The sequence below is a fragment of the Nocardioides sp. Kera G14 genome (assembly GCF_020715565.1).
Taxonomy (GTDB): domain Bacteria; phylum Actinomycetota; class Actinomycetes; order Propionibacteriales; family Nocardioidaceae; genus Nocardioides.
The window spans coordinates 1,618,852-1,637,174 of the sequence record NZ_CP085839.1 but is presented as its reverse complement, the minus strand read 5'-3'; the positions used below and the strand labels follow the sequence as shown (position 1 = coordinate 1,637,174).

Sequence of the window (18,323 nt, the reverse complement as noted above, 5' to 3'; positions counted from 1 at the left end):
TGCGGACGGGCAGATTGAATCATGAATGGGTCGGCGGTCCGCCGATCTTGGCGCGCAGTCGGAGAAGCGGACACGGCCGTGGCTTGACATAATGTCGCTTATCGGCGATACCCTAGGCGAGGTCAGAGGCCGAGGCGGGACGACCATCTCTCCAGCATTCGCTCCAGCTCGGCGCGCTCGGCGGAGTTGAACCCCTCGAGCAGCCGGGCCTCGTTGGCCAGGTGCGCGGTGAACGCGTCGTCGATCAGCTCGCGACCCTGCGAGGTCAGGGCGACGACTCGTCCGCGGCCGTCATCGTCGGCGCGTTCCTTGGTGACCCAGCCTTGGGTGACGCACCGGTCGACCCGCTTGGTGATCGCTCCCGACGTCACCATCGTCTGCGCCGCCAGTTCGGTAGGTGTCAGCGCGTACGGCGGGCCGCTGCGCCGCAGTGTCGCCAGGATGTCGAACTCGCCTTCGCCGAGTCCGTGATCGGCGTACGTCGCCACCAGCTCGTCGGTGAGCCGCAGGGCGATGCGGTGCAACCGCCCGATGATGCCCTGGGGTGACGGGTCGAGGTCGGGGCGCTCCTGTCGCCACTGGGCGATGACGCGGCTCACGTGGTCGGCCATGGACTGGAATATATCTTACTCGGAAACTACTATAGTTTCCGTGGAAAGTAGCAAGGCTCTGGCCCTGGCGTCGCTCGCACCGATCGCTTGGGGCACCGGGTACTACGTCACCGATGCCTACCTCCCGCCGGATCGCCCGCTCTTCGGCGCGGCCGTCCGGGCGCTGCCGTTCGGCCTCCTGCTGCTCGCCCTCCGCCCCGCTCCCCTGCGCGGATCCTGGTGGTGGCGGACGGCCGTCCTCGGCGTCCTGAACTTCGCGGCCTTCTTCGTGCTCATCTTCATCGCCGCCTACCGGCTGCCAGGCGGTGTCGCCGCGACGCTGACCGCCACCTCGCCCATCGTCGTCATGCTCCTGGCGTGGCTCATCCTGGGCGAGCGGCCGGTCCGCGCCGCGGTCATCGCCGCGGCCGTCGGAATCGTCGGTGTCGGTGTACTCGTGCTCAGGGGCGGCATCTCACTCGACCCCACTGGCGTTCTGGCGTCGCTCGCCGCCGTCCTGTGCTCGTCACTGGGCTTCGTCCTGGTCAGGTCATGGCGTCCACCCGTCCCGCTGCTCACCTTCACCGCCTGGCAGCTGGTCTTCGGAGGACTCGCACTCATGCCGGTGGCGCTCCTCGTCGAAGGCGCTCCCCCGGCGCTCGACGCGCGCGCCGTCGTCGGCTTCGCGTACCTCGGCCTCGTCGGCACGGTGATCGCGTACGTCGTCTGGTTCCAGGGCCTCCGTAGGGCGCCGGCTGCCGCCGTATCGCTGGTGGGACTGCTCAACCCGGTCGCCGGCGCTGTCGTCGGCGTCACCCTGGCCCACGACGCGGTGACCTGGACGCAGATGCTCGGCATGGTGCTCGTACTCGGCGGCGTGGTCGCGGGTCAGTCGTCAGCGCGGCGTGCGCCCGCAGCGCTAGCTGCGCCAGAAACCGGTGATGGCGGCCTTCTCCTCGATCTGCGTGTCGATCAACAGGCGGAGCAGGCCATGGTCGACCTGGTCGTCCCACCGGATCCGGAAGAGTCGCATGGTGGTCGTGTAGCCCGCCGCCTCGATGTCTGAGCGGAAGCGCTCCATCAGCGCATCCTCCGGCCCGACGGCGATGTTCTTCGCGAAGACCGAGAAGCCGATGATGTAGGTGCCATGGTGGGTGAACATCGGCTGCTTCCACTTGACCACGGCCTCGAGTTCGGGCCAGGTCTCCGAGACCCACGACAGGATCGAGGTCAGCTTCTCGCGGTGCTCGGGGTCCTCGATGGAGGCGAGGAAGTCGGCGTGGACATCGGCGACCGGCATGGCCGAAACAGTAGCGAAATCCCCGGCTGTCAGCCTGCCGCCATGAAGGCACGCGCCCGCGATCTCGGCATCCCGTTCCCCGGCTCCCCCGGCCCGCTCAACGCGATCACCGACGTGCCGGGCCTCGAGATCGGATACACCACCCTCACGGGCGATGACCCGAGGGTCAACACCGGCGTCACGGCGATCCTCCCGTTCGGCCGAGCAGGCGTGGGCACCACGGCCGTCGCCGGGTTCCACAACCAGAACGGCAACGGCGAGATGACCGGCGTCAGCTGGATCCAGGAGACCGGCGCCCTCAACCTGCCGGTGCTCATCACCAACACGCACAGCGTCGGGCCGTGTCACGAGGGCGTGATCGGCTGGGTCGGGGACCACGTCCCGTCCCTCACCACGGCGTGGCTGCTTCCTGTCGTGGGCGAGACCTGGGACGGCTACCTCAACGACATCTTCGGGAACCACGTCACCGCCACGCACGCCCGGGACGCGATCGACAGCGCCCGCGGCGGAGTCATCCCCGAGGAGGGCAACGTCGGCGGCGGCACCGCGATGAACTGCTACGGCTTCAAGGGCGGCTCGGGCACCTCCAGCCGCCTGGTGAGCCACGCCGGGGACGAGTACGTCGTCGCCGCGTTCGTCCAGGCCAACTTCGGCTCACGCCACGAGCTCACCATCGCCGGTCGCGCGGTCGGACGTGAGATCGACGCACCCAATCCGATGGAGGACGGCGATCCGTCGTGGCTCATCCCGCCGGGTGCCGGATCGATCATCGTCGTGATCGCCACGAACGCTCCCCTGCTCCCCGGCCAGTGCCAGGCGCTTGCGCGGCGCGCTCCGATGGGCATCGCGCGCACCGGCACGACCGGCTCGCACTTCTCCGGCGACCTCGTCCTCGCCCTCTCGACCGGGAATCCCGACGCGCTCGCCTCGAGGATGCCGCTCATACCGCAGCCCGACTACCGCGAGCTGCGACTCATCCCGTGGGGCTTCATGGACCCGTTCTACGAAGCGGCCGCCCACGCCGTGGAGGAGGCGATCGTCAACGCGCTGGTCGCGGCGGAGGACATGACCGGTCGGGACAGCCACCAGTCGGTGAAGCTGCCCCACGACCAGCTCGCCGCGCTGTTCGCCTGAGCTGATCGCCTGAGCTGATCGCCTGAGCTAGTCGCCTGACGCCACGCCCGAGCGCTCGGAGCGCACGGTCTGCAGCAGACGATCCAGTGGCATCGGCCGGTGCAGGAAGTAGCCCTGCGCGAACGCGCCCGGCATCTCCGAGCGGATGATGTCGAGCTGCGACTCGCGCTCGATGCCCTCGATCACCACGTCGAAGCCAAGGCCACGGCCCATGAAGGCGACCGAGCGCAGCAGCGTGCGGGCCCGATCGTCCCGGTCGATCCCGGCCGACAACGCCGCATCCGCCTTGAGGATCTGTGCGGGCAGGTCGTGCAGGTAGCTGATCGAGGAGAAGCCCACCCCGAAGTCGTCGATCGCGAAGGCCACGCCCATGTCGGTGATGGTCCGCATGGCGGCGAGGACCTCCGCATCGAGGTCGACGCCCTGACGTTCAGTGATCTCGAGGACGAGGCGTGAGCCGGACATGGTCCGGGCCGTACGCTCGACCGTCTCGAGGAAGTCCGGATCGCGCAGCTGCGCGGCGGAGATGTTGACGCTCAGCGAGTGCGATCCGCCGAAGGCCTCGCGCATGGCCGCCGCGTCCGACGCCGCCTGGCCGAGTACGACGTCGCCGAGACCGACGATGAGTCCACTCTCCTCGGCCGCGCTGATGAAGATGTCCGGACGGACCGGAGACCCGTTGCGCTGCCACCGCGCCAACGCCTCGGCGCCGACGATGCGTCCCGTCGCCAGCGAGACGACCGGCTGGTAGACGAGTGCGATCTCCCGGCGATGGATCGCACGACGGAGCTCGTCGACCAGTTCGAGCCGGTCGAGGCGCGAGCGCCCCATGGAGGGCTCGTAGACGGCGTACCTGCCCTTGCCCTGCGTCTTGGCCTCGTACATCGCGACGTCGGCGTTGCGCAGCAGGCTGGCGGCCGTCTCGTCGCGGGTGGCGTGCGCGATGCCGATGCTGACGCTGATCTGGACACGCTGGCCTGCGACGTCGACGCCGGTCTCGAAGGCGGCGACCAACCGCTCGCACAAGGGGCCGGCCTCCTGCGGGGGAAGTCCCGTGCAGAGGATCGCGAACTCGTCGCCGCCGACGCGGGCGATGGTCGCGCCGTCCGGCGCGCACTGGCGGAGTCGCCTGGCGAGCTCGACGAGGACCCGGTCCCCCGCACCGTGTCCGAAGCGGTCGTTGATCGGCTTGAAGCCGTCCAGGTCGAGGAAGAAGAGCGTGACCGGTCCGCGGTCGGAGGCTTCCAAGGCCTGGGTGATCTGGTCGATCAGGATCCCGCGGTTGGGCAGGTCCGTGAGCGGATCGTGGCGTGCGACGTGGACCATCTCGGTGGTGAGCTCCAGGCGCCCGATGGCGTCGGAGGCGACGGCCGCGAGCGCCCGCAGCGCCTGCTCGTCGCTTGCGGTCGTGGAGCGCGCCCGGTTCGCCGCCCGGGCGGTCAGCCAGCACACCTCCTCCCCGAGCTGGACCCGTACGCCGACCTCTCCGAGGTCCGGGGCCTCCGGCCGCAGCTCCACCGTGCGCAGCAGCAACAGTTCCCGTGCGTCACTCACCAGGGAGGTGAGCACGGCGTCACGGTCGGTCAGCGTCTGTGCCCGCACGGCCGCCCCGAACAGCACCGTGAGACGCCGGGCGTTCTCACGCCCTCGCGTGACGGCACGGGTGGCGATCAGGAGCGTCGTCAGCGGGACGACGAGCAGGCCGAGCGTCCACCAGGGGGCCGACCGCTCCACGACGGCGCCGAGGTAGCCGAGCGAGTCCAGCGGCACGAAGCAGGCGATCGCCCAGAGCGTCTCGGACTGCAGGAGCTCAGCGCCCAGGGTCGTCTGGCCGGCCAGGAAGAGCGAGAGGCCGGAGCCGACATAGTCGGTGAGGAAGTACACCGCGGCCGCGCAGGCCACGACGATCAGGCCGCGCGGGGAGACGACGTCCCGGTCCGGGAGTGTCGTGACGATGAGTGCGGCGAGCGCACCGGCGATGATGCCGATGCCGATGTTGACGAGGCGAACCGACAGGAGCTTCCCCGAGAGTGCCTGGGTGAGCATGACGCCCAGGGACCAGATCACCAGCGCCTGATCGGTCGGCATCGTGCACACGAGGAAGAGCAGGATGCTCGACTCGAAGCCGACCTCGATGCCGCCCTCGCCCCGGTCGAGGACCATCGGGAAGCGCGCGATGAGCGCGATCAGTGGGGCCCCGAGGAACACCCCGAGCCACAGCTTCGGGCCGAGCCCGTCGGTCAGGACCTGTGCGGCAGCCGCCGCGAAGACGGCGAGCCCGACCGCGAAGGTCGCAGCGTGGTAATAGCGCCGAAGCGACTCTCCGGGCTGAACCATGGACGGCACAAAGGTCTCCGTGTTCGTGGGGTGATCTGACTATTCGGTGTACCCGGGCGGCTGATTCCTCACACCGGGAGCCCGTGGTCCGATGGGTGTGTTATGTGGGACACGATCGACGTCGGGGCGGAGCACCTCTCCCGCACACTCAACTGCCCCCGGTGCGGGCACGAGGGCCACGTCTTCCTGCCCTGCGACATGGGCACCTGCACCTGCGAGGCCCAGCCGTTCCCCGGCGCGGTCCCTGCGCCCCGCAGGGGCTGATCAGGCGCCGGGCGTGAGGAAGACCTTGATCGCCTCGCGCTCGTCCATCTGACGGTAGCCCTCGGCCGACTGCGACATCGGCAGCGTCGAGTCGAAGACCAGGCCCGGGTTGACCGTGCCGTCGAGCACCAGCGGCAGCAAGTCGGGCAGGTGACGACGTACGGGCGCCAGACCCCCGGCGAGACGGGCGTTCTTCTTGAACATCGTCCCGACGGGCAGCTCCACCCCATGCGGTACGCCGACGAAGCCGACGGTCGCGCCCGGCCGGACGACATTGAACGCGGTCACCATGGCAGCCCCGGTGCCCACACACTCGAGTACGGCGTCCGCGCCGATGCCCTCGGTCATGTCGAGCACGGCCGCCTCGCCCTCCTCGCCGCGGGCGGCGACGATGTCGGTGGCACCGAAGGTGCGCGCGAGCTTCTGCCGCGACTCGTGCCGTGACATGGCGATGATCCGCTCGGCGCCGAGGATCTTCGCCGAGAGCACGCCCAGGAGCCCGACGGCTCCGTCCCCGACGACGACGGCCGTGGAGCCGCGCGTGACGCCGGCGCTGTAGGCCGCGTGGTAGCCGGTTGGGAACACGTCGGACAGGGCGAGCAGGTCCGGAAGCTCGGAGGCGGCAGGCTTCTCGATCCGCACGAGCGAGCCGTCCGCCTGCGCCACGCGACTCAGCTCCCCCTGTCCGCTGGTCGTCATGTCGTAGTTGACGCAGGCCTGCTGGTTGCCGGCCAGGCAGTGTGCGCAGGTGTTGTCGCAGTGGTCGAACGGCACGACGACCGTGTCCCCGACGCGGAAGTCGCGCACCTCGGGCCCGACCTCGACGATCTCGCCGAGGCACTCGTGCCCGATGGTGCGCGGCTGGGCCACGGGACCGTTGTCGCCGCGGTAGGGCCACAGGTCCGAACCGCAGATGCAGGAGGCGATGACCTTCACGATCGCGTCGGTGGGGTGCTGGATCACGGGATCCGGCATCTCCCTGAACGTGATCCTGCGGATGTCCTCGAGAGTCGTCGCAAGCATGTTAGGGACTATCTCATATGTGAGTTACCGTGGATCGCATGAGCGATGGCTACAAGGACCGGATCGGCAACCTGATCCGTGACGCGCGCACCCACCGGGGCCTGACGCAGGCCCAGTTGGCCGAGCGCCTGGGCACTTCCCAGAGTGCCATCAACCGGATCGAGAAGGGTCAGCAGAACCTCACCCTCGAGATGATCGCCCGCATCGGCGCGGCGGTCGACTCCGAGATCGTGTCGCTGGCGGCAGGCCCCGTCCACCTCCGGATCACGGGCCCGACGACGCTGTCGGGCAGCATCGATGTGAAGACCTCGAAGAACGCCGGCGTCGCGCTGCTCTGCGCGAGCCTGCTCAACAAGGGCCGCACCGTGCTGCGCCGTGTGGCGCGCATCGAGGAGGTCAACCGCCTGATCGAGGTGCTCAACAGCCTCGGCGTCCAGACGCGCTGGCTCAACGAGGACAACGACCTCGAGATCGTCCCGCCGCGCGAGCTCAAGCTCGACAACGTGGACGAGGAGGCGGCCCGCCGCACCCGCTCGGTCATCATGTTCCTCGGACCGCTGCTCCACCGCGCCGAGAACTTCGACCTGCCCTATGCCGGCGGCTGCAACCTCGGCGAGCGGACCGTCGAGCCGCACATGACCGCGCTGCGCTCCTTCGGCCTGGAGGTCAAGGCCAACGAAGGTGCGTACCACGCCAGCGTCGACCGGAAGATCGTCCCCGGTCGCCCGATCGTGCTCACCGAGCGGGGCGACACCGTCACCGAGAACGCCCTCATGGCCGCCGCCCTCCACCCCGGCACCACGATCATCCGCAACGCCAGCTCCAACTACATGGTCCAGGATCTGTGCTTCTACCTGCAGCGCCTCGGCGTGCAGGTCGACGGCATCGGTACGACGACCCTCACCGTCACGGGCGTCGAGGACATCGACGTGGACGTCGACTATGCCCCGTCCGAGGACCCGATCGAGGCGATGAGCCTCCTGGCCGCCGCGATCGTGACCGACTCCGAGATCACCATCCGCCGCGTGCCGATCGAGTTCCTGGAGATCGAGCTCGCGACGCTGGAGGAGATGGGTTTTCGCTACGAGCGCTCCGAGGAGTACGTCGCCTCCAACGGCCAGACCCGACTTGTCGACATCACGACTCGTCACTCGGTGCTGCACGCGCCGCACGACAAGATCCACCCGATGCCCTTCCCCGGCCTCAACATCGACAACCTGCCGTTCTTCGCGGTGATCGCGGCCGTCGCGACCGGCCAGACCCTCCTGCACGACTGGGTCTACGAGAACCGCGCGATCTACCTCACCGAGCTCAGCAAGCTCGGGGGCAACGTCAAGCTCCTCGACCCGCACCGCGTCATGGTCGCGGGCCCGACGCACTTCAGCGGTGCCGAGATCGTCTGCCCGCCGGCGCTGCGCCCGGCGGTCGTGATCCTGCTCGCGATGCTGGCCGCCAAGGGCACGAGCGTCCTGCGCGGCACGTATGTGATCGCGCGCGGTTATGAGGATCTCGCCGAGCGGCTCAACGAGCTCGGCGCGATGATCGAGCCGTTCCGCGACATCTCCAACTGAGCCGCGCGGCCAATGCCGATCCGCGCCTTCGCCCACCGCGGCGGGGCGATGCACCCCGACCTGCTCGGGCACGAGAACACGCTGCGCGCCTTCCAGCACGCGGTGGCGCTCGGCTACCGCGACATCGAGACCGACGTGCACCTGACCCATGACGGCGTCCTCGTGGCGTTCCACGACGCCGTCCTCGACCGGGTGACCGACCGCACCGGCGCGATCTCCGACCTGCCCTATGCCGAGATCGCGACCGCCCGGATCGGCGGCAGCGAGCCGATCCCGACCCTCGAGGAGCTGGTCGAGTCGCTGCCGGCGTACGTCGGCATGAACATCGACCTCAAGGCCCCGGGCACCGCGGAGGCCCTCGCGACGTTCCTGCGCGAGCGGGACCTGGAGAAGCGCGTCATCATCGGCTCCTTCTCCACCGCGGAGATGGCCCGCTTCCGCAGGATCACCGAGGGCCGCGTGGCGACGAGTGCCACCCCGGGTGAGGTGGCGGCCTACCTCGCCTCTCCCCTGGCCTTCCCGCTGCGCCGGCTGGGTGCGAGCGTGCTGCAGATCCCCCACCGCCGCAAGGGCGTCACCATCTGCAGCAGCGGTGTGGTCCGCCGCGCGCATGCCAACGGCCTCGAGGTGCACGCGTGGACCATCGACGACGCCGACGAGATCAACCTGCTGCTCGACCGGGGTGTCGACGGCATCTTCACCGATCGGACCGACATCCTTCGGGATGTGCTGATCTCGCGCGGCGAGTGGCATCGAGACTGGGAGGGCTCATGAGCACGATCGCGGACCTGGCGCCGGTACGCCGACGGGCCGAGCAGAAGGCCTGGAACTGGTACGACTGGGCGAACTCGGCGTTCTACACGACCGTGCTCACGGTCCTCTTCGGACCGCTGATGATCACCGTCGCCGGCCGGGCGGCCGGTTGTGGTGACGACGCCGACGACACCTGCAAGAAGGCGGTCGACGTCCTCGGCCTGCACCTCGCGGCCGGGTCGCTGCCGTCGTACCTGACCTCCTTCGCGACGATCCTCTCGGCCTTCATCCTGCCGATCGTGGGCGCGCTCGTGGACCGCAGCGCCCGCAAGAAGTGGCACATGGCGTGGTTCGCCTTCGCGGGCTCCTTCTTCGCGGCCCTGCTCTTCTTCCTCAACGGGGACCACTGGCAGCTCGGCGCGGTCTCCGTCGTGATCGCGAGTGTCCTCGGCGGCTGCTCGCTCGTGAGCTACTACGCGATCATGGTCGACATCTCCGAGGAGTGGGAGCGTGACGCCGTCTCCGCCCGCGGCTGGGCCTGGGGCTACCTCGGTGGCGGACTCCTGCTCGTGGTCAACCTCGTCCTGGTGCAGGGGCACGACACCTTCGGGCTCGGCAAGGAGATGGCCGTGCGGATCTCGCTGCTCAGCGCGGCGGTCTGGTGGGCGGCGTTCACGCTCATCCCCCTGACCCGGCTGCGCAACCACCCCGCGACGTCGGTGGTGCCGGAGACCGGCGGCCTGATGCGGCGCAGCTTCGGCCAGCTCTGGGCGACGCTCAAGGACCTGCGCAACTACCCGATGACGTTGACGTTCCTGCTCGCCTATCTCTTCTACAACGACGGCATCCAGACCGTCATCTACAGCGCGTCGATCTACGGCAGCAAGCAACTCCACTTCGGCCAGTCGGTGCTCATCGCCGCGATCCTGCTGATCCAGTTCGTCGCCTTCGGCGGCGCGCTGCTCTTCGCCCGCATCGCACGCACCCATGGTGCCTACAAGTGCCTGGTGTGGGGCACGGTCGCCTGGATGGTCATCGTCCTCGCGGCGATGTTCCTGCCCAACAAGCAGATCGTCCCCTTCCTCGCGATCGGCGTCGCGATCGCCCTCGTCATGGGCGGCACGCAGGCGCTCTCGCGTTCGTTCTTCAGCCTCTTCATCCCGAAGGGCCGCGAGGGCGAGTACTTCGCGCTCTACAACGCCTGTGAGCGCGGCACGTCGTGGTTCGGCACGCTGCTCTTCGGCCTCGTGTTCCAGCTGAGCGGCTCCTACCGACCGGCCATCGTGTCGCTCGTGATCTTCTTCGTGCTCGGGCTGATCTTCCTGCTCCGGCTCGACCCCGTGCGCGGCATCAAGGAGGCCGGGAACACCGCTCCCGCCGTGGTGTAGGCCACGCGGTCGGCGTACGACCTATCGGAATCTTGGACGGCTCTGTACCGTTGAAAGAACCTGAAGGGGGTGTGGCACATGGCAGAGCGCACACTACGAGGGGCCCGACTGGGGGGTCAGAGCTTCGAGGACGAGCGCGGCATCGAGTTCGCCGGTCGTCAGCAGGTCGGCTACCGCTGTCCGCAGGGCCACGAGTTCGAGATCACGATGTCCGACGAGGCGGAGATTCCCACGCAGTGGGAGTGCCCGCGCTGCGGCCAGGAGGCCCTCAACGTCGCCGGTAACCCGGTGGAGGAGAAGGTCGAGAAGCCTGCACGCACACACTGGGACATGCTGCTCGAGCGCCGCTCCGAGAAGGAGCTCGAGGAGATCCTCAAGGAGCGCCTTGAGCTCCTCCGCGACGGCGAGATCGGTCCGGCGCACCTGCACCGGGCGAACGCCTCGAAGCGCAAGAAGGCAACCACGGCCTGATCGCCTGATCCGGCTCTGGACTGAACCAGACGGGCCCGTACCTCACTGAGGGGTGCGGGCCCGTTCCCATGCCCGGCGCAGCTGCGCGCGGCGCTCCTGGATCCCCCAGGCGGTCACACGGCGCATCGACTCGGCGGCGACCGCGCCGCTCATCTTCGAGTGGCCGCGGACGCGCTCGATGAACTGGATCGGCACCTCGCTCACGGTCAGTCCCGCGTTGAGGGCGCGGGTGACCATGTCGGTCTGGAAGACGTAGCCTGTCGACTGCACGGAGTCGATGTTGATCTTCTCGAGCGTCGTCCTGCGGAAGAGCCGGAAACCGGCTGTCGCGTCCCGGACCTTGATGCCCAGGAGCAGGCGCACATAGGCGTTCCCGCCGCGGGAGAGCGCCTCACGGCGCAGCGGCCAGTTGAGCACCGAGCCGCCGGGCACCCAGCGCGAGCCGATCACGAGGTCGGCATCGTGCAGGGCCTCGAGGAGCAGGTGGAGCTCCTCGGGCTGGTGCGAGCCGTCGGCATCCATCTCGCCGATCACGTCGTAGCCGGCGTCCAGCGCCCAGCGGAAGCCGTGGAGGTACGCCGCCCCCAGCCCGGCCTTCTCCGTGCGGTGCAACACATGGATCCCGTCATCGGCCGCGGCCAGCTCGTCCGCGATCCGGCCGGTGCCGTCGGGCGAACCGTCATCGACGATCAGGACGTCGACGCCCGGCTGGGCAGCGCGGAGCCGTCCGACGATCCATCCGATGTTGTCGGCCTCGTTGTAGGTCGGCATGACCATGACGGCCCGTCCGAGGACGGGGTCGAAAGTGCTCATTCCTCAACCGTACGTCGGCGCCGGCGGCGCAAGGATGACAACGACATGACCAACACGCCACCAACGGTGATCAGGATGGTTCCCCGCCACGGCCACGATCCGGCGAGGTCCGCCGGGGTCCGCCCCGACACCAGCGGAACCTCCTCCTCGAGGCCGCGCGCCCGGGAGCCGGTCTCCTGGGCCTGGATCGACCCGTCGGGCCGGATCACGCCGCTGACGCCGTTGACCGACGGGATGTGCCATGGCCGGACCACGGGGATCGCAGCGAGCACGGCCACCACCACGAGCCACTCGACGGCCCGCAGTCGGTGTGGACCCACGACGAGCCTGGCCAGGAGCGCCCCGACGAACGCCAGCGCGAACGTGACGCCGGTGGTGCCGACGTACGGGAGGGAGTGCATCAGGGGCGTGTCGACCACCGCGAAGGCGAGCTGACCCCACGGCATGCCGCCGAACGGCCAGGTGCTGCGCAGCCCTTCGATCGCGGTCCATGCACAGGCGATCCAGAACGGCGCGACCGGCAGCCGCCACAGCCAACTGGCGACCAGTCCGATGAGGGCGTAGAAGAGCGCGAGTGCGACGGTCAGACCGATCCAGGCGCCGTCGCTCACCTGTCGCATCCACTCGGCGTGGAGTCCGACGAAGGCGAGGCCGAAGAGCAGCCCGACGACGAGCGCCGGGCGTGTTCGCGCACCGGCCACCGCCACGAGGAACACCGCCACGGCGAGCGGCGCGACCCACGGCTGCCCGTAGGGCGGGTACGCCAGCGCGAGCGCCAGGCCCCCGCCGACGCCCAGGGCCAGGCGGACCAGTGCTACCACGCGCCCGACGCTACTGGTTGGATCGTGACGTGACGTCGCGCATGCTGCTGGACACGGCCAGTCTCTACTTCCGGGCGTTCTTCGGCGTACCGGAGGTGCTCGCCGACGACGGCACGCCGGTCAACGCCGTGCGCGGGCTGCTCGACTTCATGGCCCGTCTCGTGGGCGAGTACTCCCCCACCGAGCTGGTCTGCTGCTGGGACGACGACTGGCGTCCCCAGTGGCGCGTGGACCTGCTGCCGTCCTACAAGGCGCACCGGGTCGTCGCCGAGGATGCGGGGCCAGCAGGGACGGATATCGAGGAGGTGCCCGACCCGCTCCAGGTCCAGGTCCCGCTCATCCGCGAGGTGCTCGACGCGTTCGGGATCGCGGTGCGTGGCGCCGCGCACTACGAGGCCGACGACATCATCGGCACGCTGTCCACCGACGCCGGCCTCGCCGTCGACGTCGTCACCGGTGACCGCGACCTCTTCCAGCTCGTCTCGGACTCTGCCCCCGGTGGGCCTGTCCGCGTGCTCTACATCGCTCGGGGCGTCTCCAAGCACGAGCGGGTCGACGAGGCGTGGGTCGAGGCGAAGTACGCCGTCAAGCCGCATCAGTACGCCGACTTCGCGACCCTTCGCGGTGACGCCTCCGACGGCCTGCCCGGTGTCTCCGGCATCGGCGATAAGACGGCCGCGACCCTGCTCCAGCGTTTCGGTGACCTCGACGCGATCGTCGCGGCCGCCGCCGATCCCCGGGCGGAGATGGGCCCGAGCCCGCGGGCGAGGATCCTCGCGGCCGCCGACTACCTGACCGTCGCGCCGAAGGTCGTGGCCGTCGCCCGGGACGTCGACGTCGACCGGAGCGGCCTGGCGACGCCGTACGCACCGGCGGATCCGGAGCGGCTTGTCGAGCTCGCGCAACGCTGGAACCTCACCGGCTCCGTCACCCGGCTCATCACCGCGCTGGCTTCCGCGCGGCCGTAACACGGATTTAATTCCATTCGGTAGGAATCGGAAATGGGTGCTTCCTAGGTTCATCGCCCAAGACGGCACGACGACGTGCCTTGGGTGGCACGAACCGAAGAGGTATCCGAAGTGACAAAGAATCGCGCTCGACTCCTGGCCGGCACCGCCTCGGTGCTCGCTGCGAGCCTCGCCCTGACCGCCTGTGGGGGCGCCAAGACCAGCGACTCGGCTGGATCGCCCACCACCAGCGCGGCCGCCGCAAAGTCGTGTGTCGACACCTCGGGTGACACCGTCAAGCTCGGCTTCATCAACTCCCTGACCGGCTCCATGGCGATCTCGGAGAAGACCGTCTCGAACGTCCTGCACATGGCCGCGGACCAGATCAACGCCGCCGGCGGCATCCTGGGCAAGAAGATCGAGCCCGTCCAGGAGGACGGCGCCACCGACTGGCCCACGTTCGCCGAGAAGACCGAGAAGCTCCTCACCTCCGACTGCGTCGCCGCGATCTTCGGCGGCTGGACGTCGTCGTCCCGCAAGGCGATGAAGCCGGTCGTCGAGAAGGACAACGGCCTCCTCTTCTACCCGGTGCAGTACGAGGGTCTGGAGTCCTCGAAGAACATCTACTACACGGGTGCGACGACCAACCAGCAGATCCTGCCGGCGATGGACTTCCTCAAGTCCAAGGGCGTGAAGACGCTCTTCCTCGCGGGTTCGGACTACGTCTTCCCCCGCACGGCCAACGCGATCATCAAGCTCTACGCCAAGCAGCTCGGCATCAAGATCGTCGGCGAGGAGTACGTCCCGCTCGACAAGGACGACTGGACCACGCAGGTCGCGAAGATCGTCAAGGCGAAGCCTGACTTCATCTTCAACACCATCAACGGCTCCTCCAACGTCGGCTTCATCAAGGCCTACACGGACGCCGGCCTCAAGGCGGCCACGACGCCGATCATCTCGGTGTCGATCGCCGAGGAGGAGGCGCCGAACATGGGGGCCTCCGTCGAGGGCCAGTACGCCGCGTGGAACTACTTCGAGTCGGTGCAGTCGCCGGCCAACGCGAAGTTCATCGCCGACTGGAAGGCCTACCCTGGCTCCAGCGGTGTCACGTCCGACCCGATGGAGGCGGCGTACGACTCGCTGTTCCTCTACAAGGCGATGGTGGAGAAGGCCGGCTCGTTCGACGTCGACAAGATCAACGCGGTCTCCGACGGCGTCTCGTTCGACGCCCCCGAGGGCACCGTCGTGGTCAACGGCAAGAACCACCACATCAGCAAGCCGGGCCTGATCGGCCAGATCAACAAGGACAACCAGTTCGACGTGGTCTGGCACTCCGACGGCCCGATCCAGCCCGACCCGTACCTCGAGGGCTACAGCTGGTTCCCGGCCGCCACGCGTGACGCGCTGGTCAAGGCCGCCGGCTGACCTGTTGACGTGCTGACCTGCTGAACCGACAACGAGGAACTCGCCGTGGACTCATTGATCCCACCCCTGCTCAACGGCACCGCCGACGGTGCCCTGCTCCTGATCGCCGCTCTGGGCCTGGCCCTGACGTTCGGTCAGATGGGCGTGATCAACATGGCCCACGGCGAGTTCCTCATGGCCGGCGCCTACGCGGCGTACCTCACCCAACAGGTGGTGAGCAGCACCAACATCTCGATCCTGATCGCCCTCCCGGTGGCCTTCGCGATCGCCGGTGTGCTCGGCCTGATCCTGGAGTTCGCCATCATCCGCTGGATGTACGACCGACCGTTGGACACGCTCCTCGTCACGGTCGGTGTCAGCCTCGTGCTCCGGCAGGCGGCGCTGCAGATCTTCCCCGCCCAGGGCGTGCCGGTGGAGAAGCCGGACTGGCTCGACGGCCAGCTCGACATCTTCGGCTACCACTGGCCACTGCGCCAGCTCTTCACCATCGTCCTCGCGGTCGTCTGCCTCGCGGGCCTGGCGGCCCTGCTCAAGTACAGCGTCTTCGGACGCCAGATCCGGGCGACGGTGCAGAACCGAGCGCTGGCCGAGACCCTCGGCGTCTCCACCCGCGTCGTCGACCGCCTGACCTTCTTCATCGGCTCTGGACTGGCCGGCGTCGGCGGGGTCGCGGTCTCGCTGATCGGTGGCACCAACGCCACCCTCGGCACGAAATACATCATTCCCGCGTTCCTGGTCGTGGTCGCAGGCGGGCTGGGCCAGCTGAAGGGGACGATCATCGCGGCGTGGGCGGTCGGTGTGTCGATGGCCTTCCTCGCCGACTGGACGACGGGCAGCCTCGCCCAGGTGGTCGCGTTCGTCCTGGTCGTGATCTTCCTCCAGGCCAAGCCGCAGGGACTCTTCACCGTCCGCACGAGGGGGCTCGCATGAACACGTCGAAGGCCATCCGCATGCTGCGCGGGCCGTGGGGCTCCCTGCTCGGCATCGCCGTCGTGGCGCTCCTGCTCCTCGTCGTCGCTCCGGGCGTGCTCAGCGAGTTCCGGCTCAACAACCTCGCCAAGTACTGCGCGTGGGCGATGGTGGCCGTCGGCATCGGTCTCGCCTGGGGTCGCGGCGGCATGCTCGTGATGGGCCAGGGCGTGTTCTTCGGTCTCGGCGCCTACGCCATGGGCATGCACATGCAGCTGGAGGCCTCCGGCGGCGCGGTGCCCTCCTTCATGATCCTGTACGACCCCCTCGCGCCCCTCCCGTCGTTCTGGGAGCCCTTCAAGAGCGGCCTCTTCACGATCGTGGCCATCGTCGTCGCGCCGATCATCGTGGCCTCGATCCTGGGCTATGCGATCTTCAAGCGACGGGTGAAGGGCGCCTACTTCGCCATCCTCACCCAGGCACTCGCGGTGGCATTGGCCACGCTGATCACCTCGACGATCAAGCTGACCGGTGGCGACACGGGCCTGTCCGGCTTCACCTCGTTCTTCGGCTACAAGCTCGACGACCCGGCCAACAGGCAGTTCATCTACACCATCACCGCCGGGTTGCTGATCGCCTGCCTCGTCGTCGCGTGGCAGCTCTACCGCAGCCGCTTCGGTGAGCTCCTCGTCGCGACCCGGGACGCGGAGGAGCGGGTGCGCTTCCTGGGCTACGACCCCTCCAACATCAAGCTCGTCGCGTTCGTCGTGGCCGCCGTGATGGCGAGCCTCGGTGGCGCCATGTTCGTCCCGATCGCCGGGATCATCTCCCCGAAGGACATCGACGCCGCCGCCTCGATCCTGATGATCGCCGGGGCGGCGCTCGGTGGCCGGGCGGCCCTCTTCGGGCCGGCCCTCGGCGCCATCGCCGTCGGCTACGGGCAGTCGACCCTCTCCGAGCGGTGGCCGGACCTGTGGATCTACTTCCTCGGCGGGCTCTTCATCGTCGTGACGCTCTTCCTGCCCGGCGGGATCGCCTCACTCCCCAAGCTGTTCAACCGCTTCGTCCGCTCCAAGGAGGCGACCGCATGAGCACGCCCGAAGCCCAGGGCCTCGACTACCTCGAGGTGCAGGGGCTCACGGTGAGTTTCGACGGCTTCAAGGCGGTCGACGGCGTGGACCTCACGCTGCTCCAGGGGCGGCTCCACTTCCTGATCGGCCCGAACGGTGCCGGCAAGACGACACTCGTGGATGCGCTGACCGGCCTGGTCCGCGGCACCGGCTTCGCCCGCTACCGGAACAAGGACCTGCTCAAGCTGAAGTCGCACCAGATCGTGCGTGCCGGCGTCGGCCGCACCTTCCAGACCGCGACGGTCTTCGAGCAGCTCAGCGTCGCGCAGAACCTCGACATCGCCGCCGGCATCCACCGCCGGGCGTGGCAGCTCGCCCTGCCGAGACGTCGGATGTCGGACCGGGTGGCGGAAGCATTGGACACGATCGGCCTCACCCACCTCGCCGACCGACCGGCCGGCATCCTCGCGCACGGCCAGAAGCAGTGGCTCGAGATCGGGATGCTCCTCGTCCAGGACGCGAAGGTGATGTTCCTGGACGAGACCGTGGCAGGCATGAGTGCCGAGGAGCGCGACGAGACCGGTGAGCTGCTGCGTCGCATCGGCCGCGACCGCACGATCGTCGTGATCGAGCACGACATGGAGTTCGTGCGCAGGTACGCCGACACGGTGACCGTGATGCACGCCGGGAAGGTGCTCACCGAGGGGACCGTCGCCCAGGTCCAGGCCGACGAGCGGGTCCAGGAGGTCTACCTCGGCCGGACCGCCGATGCGGTCAATGTCGCTCCCGAGGCCGTCGCGGCCGAGGCTGCTGGAGAGGAGGCGTGATGCTCGAGCTCATCGGTGTCACCGCCGGCTACGGCCGCAGCATGGTGCTCCATGACGTCCATGTCGAGGTGCCGACCTCCGGCGCCGTGGCGATCATGGGCCACAACGGAGCCGGGAAGACGACCCTGTTGCGGGCAGCCGTCGGCCTCCTTCCCGTCAGGCAGGGGAAGATCCTGCTCGACGGCGAGGACGTCACCCGTCTGCGGCCGAACGCCCGGGTGCGTCGCGGCCTCGGGTACGTGCCCCAGGGGCAGCTCTGCTTCCCGCAGATGACAACGCTGGAGAACCTCCAGCTGGTCACCACCGACAAGGCTTCGACCGACGAGGTGCTCGATACCTTCCCCGCACTGCGCGGACTGCTCAGCCGCAAGGCCGGCCTGCTCTCCGGCGGCCAGCGCCAGCAGCTGGCGATCGCACGCACCCTGCTGACCAAGCCGCGGATGCTCATCCTCGACGAGCCCACCGAGGGGATCCAGCCCAACGTCGTCGCGGAGATCGAATCCACGATCGCGGCGCTCGCCGCGCGCGGTGACCTCTCCCTCCTCCTTGTCGAGCAGCACGTCGGGTTCGCCCTGCGCGCGACGAAGCACTACTACGTGCTCGAGTCCGGTCGGATCACCTCGGAGGGCGAGGGTGGCCCTGCGGCCGTCGACGCCGTCCGTGCGGCGATGGCCGTCTGA

At 68.8% G+C, this 18,323-nt stretch carries 18 protein-coding genes and 1 pseudogene; 13 read left to right on the top strand and 6 right to left on the bottom strand.

Annotated features, from left to right (window positions below):
* Positions 1 to 122 precede the first annotated feature (122 nt).
* Positions 123 to 611, bottom strand: a complete 489-nt coding sequence (locus LH076_RS08075; protein WP_227783464.1) for a MarR family winged helix-turn-helix transcriptional regulator — start codon at positions 609 to 611, stop codon at positions 123 to 125.
* Here LH076_RS08075 and LH076_RS08070 point away from each other — a divergent pair.
* Positions 586 to 1,656: an EamA family transporter gene (locus LH076_RS08070; RefSeq protein WP_227783463.1), complete on the top strand. Its 1,071-nt coding sequence runs from the start codon at positions 586 to 588 to the stop codon at positions 1,654 to 1,656. The two genes, LH076_RS08075 and LH076_RS08070, sit on opposite strands and share 26 nt — an antisense overlap.
* On the opposite strand, the pseudogene LH076_RS08065 reads toward LH076_RS08070, so the two are convergent.
* A pseudogene (locus LH076_RS08065) lies at positions 1,618 to 1,890 on the bottom strand (iron chaperone); the annotation flags it as partial. The gene LH076_RS08070 and the pseudogene LH076_RS08065 overlap by 39 nt on opposite strands.
* A 42-nt stretch (positions 1,891 to 1,932) precedes the next feature.
* Between LH076_RS08065 and LH076_RS08060 the strand changes: the two are divergent.
* The gene (locus tag LH076_RS08060; protein ID WP_227783462.1) at positions 1,933 to 3,024 is read left to right on the top strand and encodes a P1 family peptidase; all 1,092 of its coding nucleotides are present in this window, start codon (positions 1,933 to 1,935) and stop codon (positions 3,022 to 3,024) included.
* 27 nt (positions 3,025 to 3,051) lie between these two features.
* Here LH076_RS08060 and LH076_RS08055 read toward each other — a convergent pair whose 3' ends face one another.
* Entirely contained in the window at positions 3,052 to 5,361 is a 2,310-nt protein-coding gene (locus tag LH076_RS08055; RefSeq protein ID WP_227783461.1) for a putative bifunctional diguanylate cyclase/phosphodiesterase, read from the bottom strand.
* Positions 5,362 to 5,463: 102 nt separating this feature from the next.
* On the opposite strand from LH076_RS08055, the gene LH076_RS08050 reads away from it, so the two are divergent.
* On the top strand, positions 5,464 to 5,625 hold the full coding sequence (locus LH076_RS08050) for a hypothetical protein (RefSeq protein WP_227783460.1): 162 nt from the start codon (positions 5,464 to 5,466) through the stop codon (positions 5,623 to 5,625).
* On the opposite strand, the gene LH076_RS08045 is transcribed toward LH076_RS08050, so the two are convergent.
* On the bottom strand, positions 5,626 to 6,648 hold the full coding sequence (locus LH076_RS08045; RefSeq protein ID WP_227783459.1) for a zinc-binding dehydrogenase: 1,023 nt from the start codon (positions 6,646 to 6,648) through the stop codon (positions 5,626 to 5,628).
* A 38-nt stretch (positions 6,649 to 6,686) separates the two neighbouring features.
* Here LH076_RS08045 and LH076_RS08040 point away from each other — a divergent pair, with 38 nt between their 5' ends.
* The 4 genes from LH076_RS08040 to LH076_RS08025 all read left to right on the top strand — a co-directional run bounded on the left by LH076_RS08040 (position 6,687) and on the right by LH076_RS08025 (position 10,831).
* Positions 6,687 to 8,219: a UDP-N-acetylglucosamine 1-carboxyvinyltransferase gene (locus LH076_RS08040; RefSeq protein ID WP_227783458.1), complete on the top strand. Its 1,533-nt coding sequence runs from the start codon at positions 6,687 to 6,689 to the stop codon at positions 8,217 to 8,219.
* Between the two features lie 12 nt (positions 8,220 to 8,231).
* Entirely contained in the window at positions 8,232 to 8,993 is a 762-nt protein-coding gene (locus tag LH076_RS08035) for a glycerophosphodiester phosphodiesterase (RefSeq protein WP_227783457.1), read from the top strand.
* A complete protein-coding gene (locus LH076_RS08030; RefSeq protein WP_227783456.1) occupies positions 8,990 to 10,360 on the top strand; it encodes an MFS transporter in 1,371 nt (456 codons plus the stop codon). Before LH076_RS08035 ends, LH076_RS08030 begins: the two co-directional genes overlap by 4 nt.
* A gap of 78 nt (positions 10,361 to 10,438) precedes the next feature.
* Positions 10,439 to 10,831, top strand: coding sequence for an RNA polymerase-binding protein RbpA (locus LH076_RS08025; protein WP_227783455.1), 393 nt, complete (start codon positions 10,439 to 10,441; stop codon positions 10,829 to 10,831).
* A 42-nt stretch (positions 10,832 to 10,873) separates the two neighbouring features.
* Here LH076_RS08025 and LH076_RS08020 read toward each other — a convergent pair whose 3' ends face one another.
* Together LH076_RS08020 and LH076_RS08015 are read right to left on the bottom strand one after the other, a co-directional pair.
* Positions 10,874 to 11,644, bottom strand: a complete 771-nt coding sequence (locus LH076_RS08020; RefSeq protein ID WP_227783454.1) for a polyprenol monophosphomannose synthase — start codon at positions 11,642 to 11,644, stop codon at positions 10,874 to 10,876.
* Positions 11,641 to 12,465: a hypothetical protein gene (locus LH076_RS08015; protein WP_227783453.1), complete on the bottom strand. Its 825-nt coding sequence runs from the start codon at positions 12,463 to 12,465 to the stop codon at positions 11,641 to 11,643. The genes LH076_RS08020 and LH076_RS08015 overlap by 4 nt, the downstream gene beginning before the upstream one ends.
* 29 nt (positions 12,466 to 12,494) lie before the next feature.
* On the opposite strand from LH076_RS08015, the gene LH076_RS08010 reads away from it, so the two are divergent.
* From LH076_RS08010 to LH076_RS07985, 6 genes are all read left to right on the top strand, one after another.
* Entirely contained in the window at positions 12,495 to 13,433 is a 939-nt protein-coding gene (locus LH076_RS08010; RefSeq protein WP_321573737.1) for a 5'-3' exonuclease, read from the top strand.
* A gap of 111 nt (positions 13,434 to 13,544) precedes the next feature.
* Positions 13,545 to 14,837 carry an urea ABC transporter substrate-binding protein gene (gene urtA, locus LH076_RS08005; RefSeq protein ID WP_227783452.1) on the top strand — a complete coding sequence of 431 codons (1,293 nt, stop codon included), beginning with the start codon at positions 13,545 to 13,547 and terminating at the stop codon, positions 14,835 to 14,837.
* 45 nt (positions 14,838 to 14,882) lie between these two features.
* A complete protein-coding gene (urtB, locus tag LH076_RS08000) occupies positions 14,883 to 15,767 on the top strand; it encodes an urea ABC transporter permease subunit UrtB (RefSeq protein ID WP_227783451.1) in 885 nt (294 codons plus the stop codon).
* Entirely contained in the window at positions 15,764 to 16,837 is a 1,074-nt protein-coding gene (gene urtC, locus LH076_RS07995; protein WP_227783450.1) for an urea ABC transporter permease subunit UrtC, read from the top strand. The genes urtB and urtC overlap by 4 nt, the downstream gene beginning before the upstream one ends.
* Entirely contained in the window at positions 16,834 to 17,643 is an 810-nt protein-coding gene (gene urtD / locus LH076_RS07990; RefSeq protein WP_227783449.1) for an urea ABC transporter ATP-binding protein UrtD, read from the top strand. Before urtC ends, urtD begins: the two co-directional genes overlap by 4 nt.
* Positions 17,643 to 18,323, top strand: a complete 681-nt coding sequence (locus tag LH076_RS07985) for an ATP-binding cassette domain-containing protein (RefSeq protein ID WP_227783448.1) — start codon at positions 17,643 to 17,645, stop codon at positions 18,321 to 18,323. Before urtD ends, LH076_RS07985 begins: the two co-directional genes overlap by 1 nt.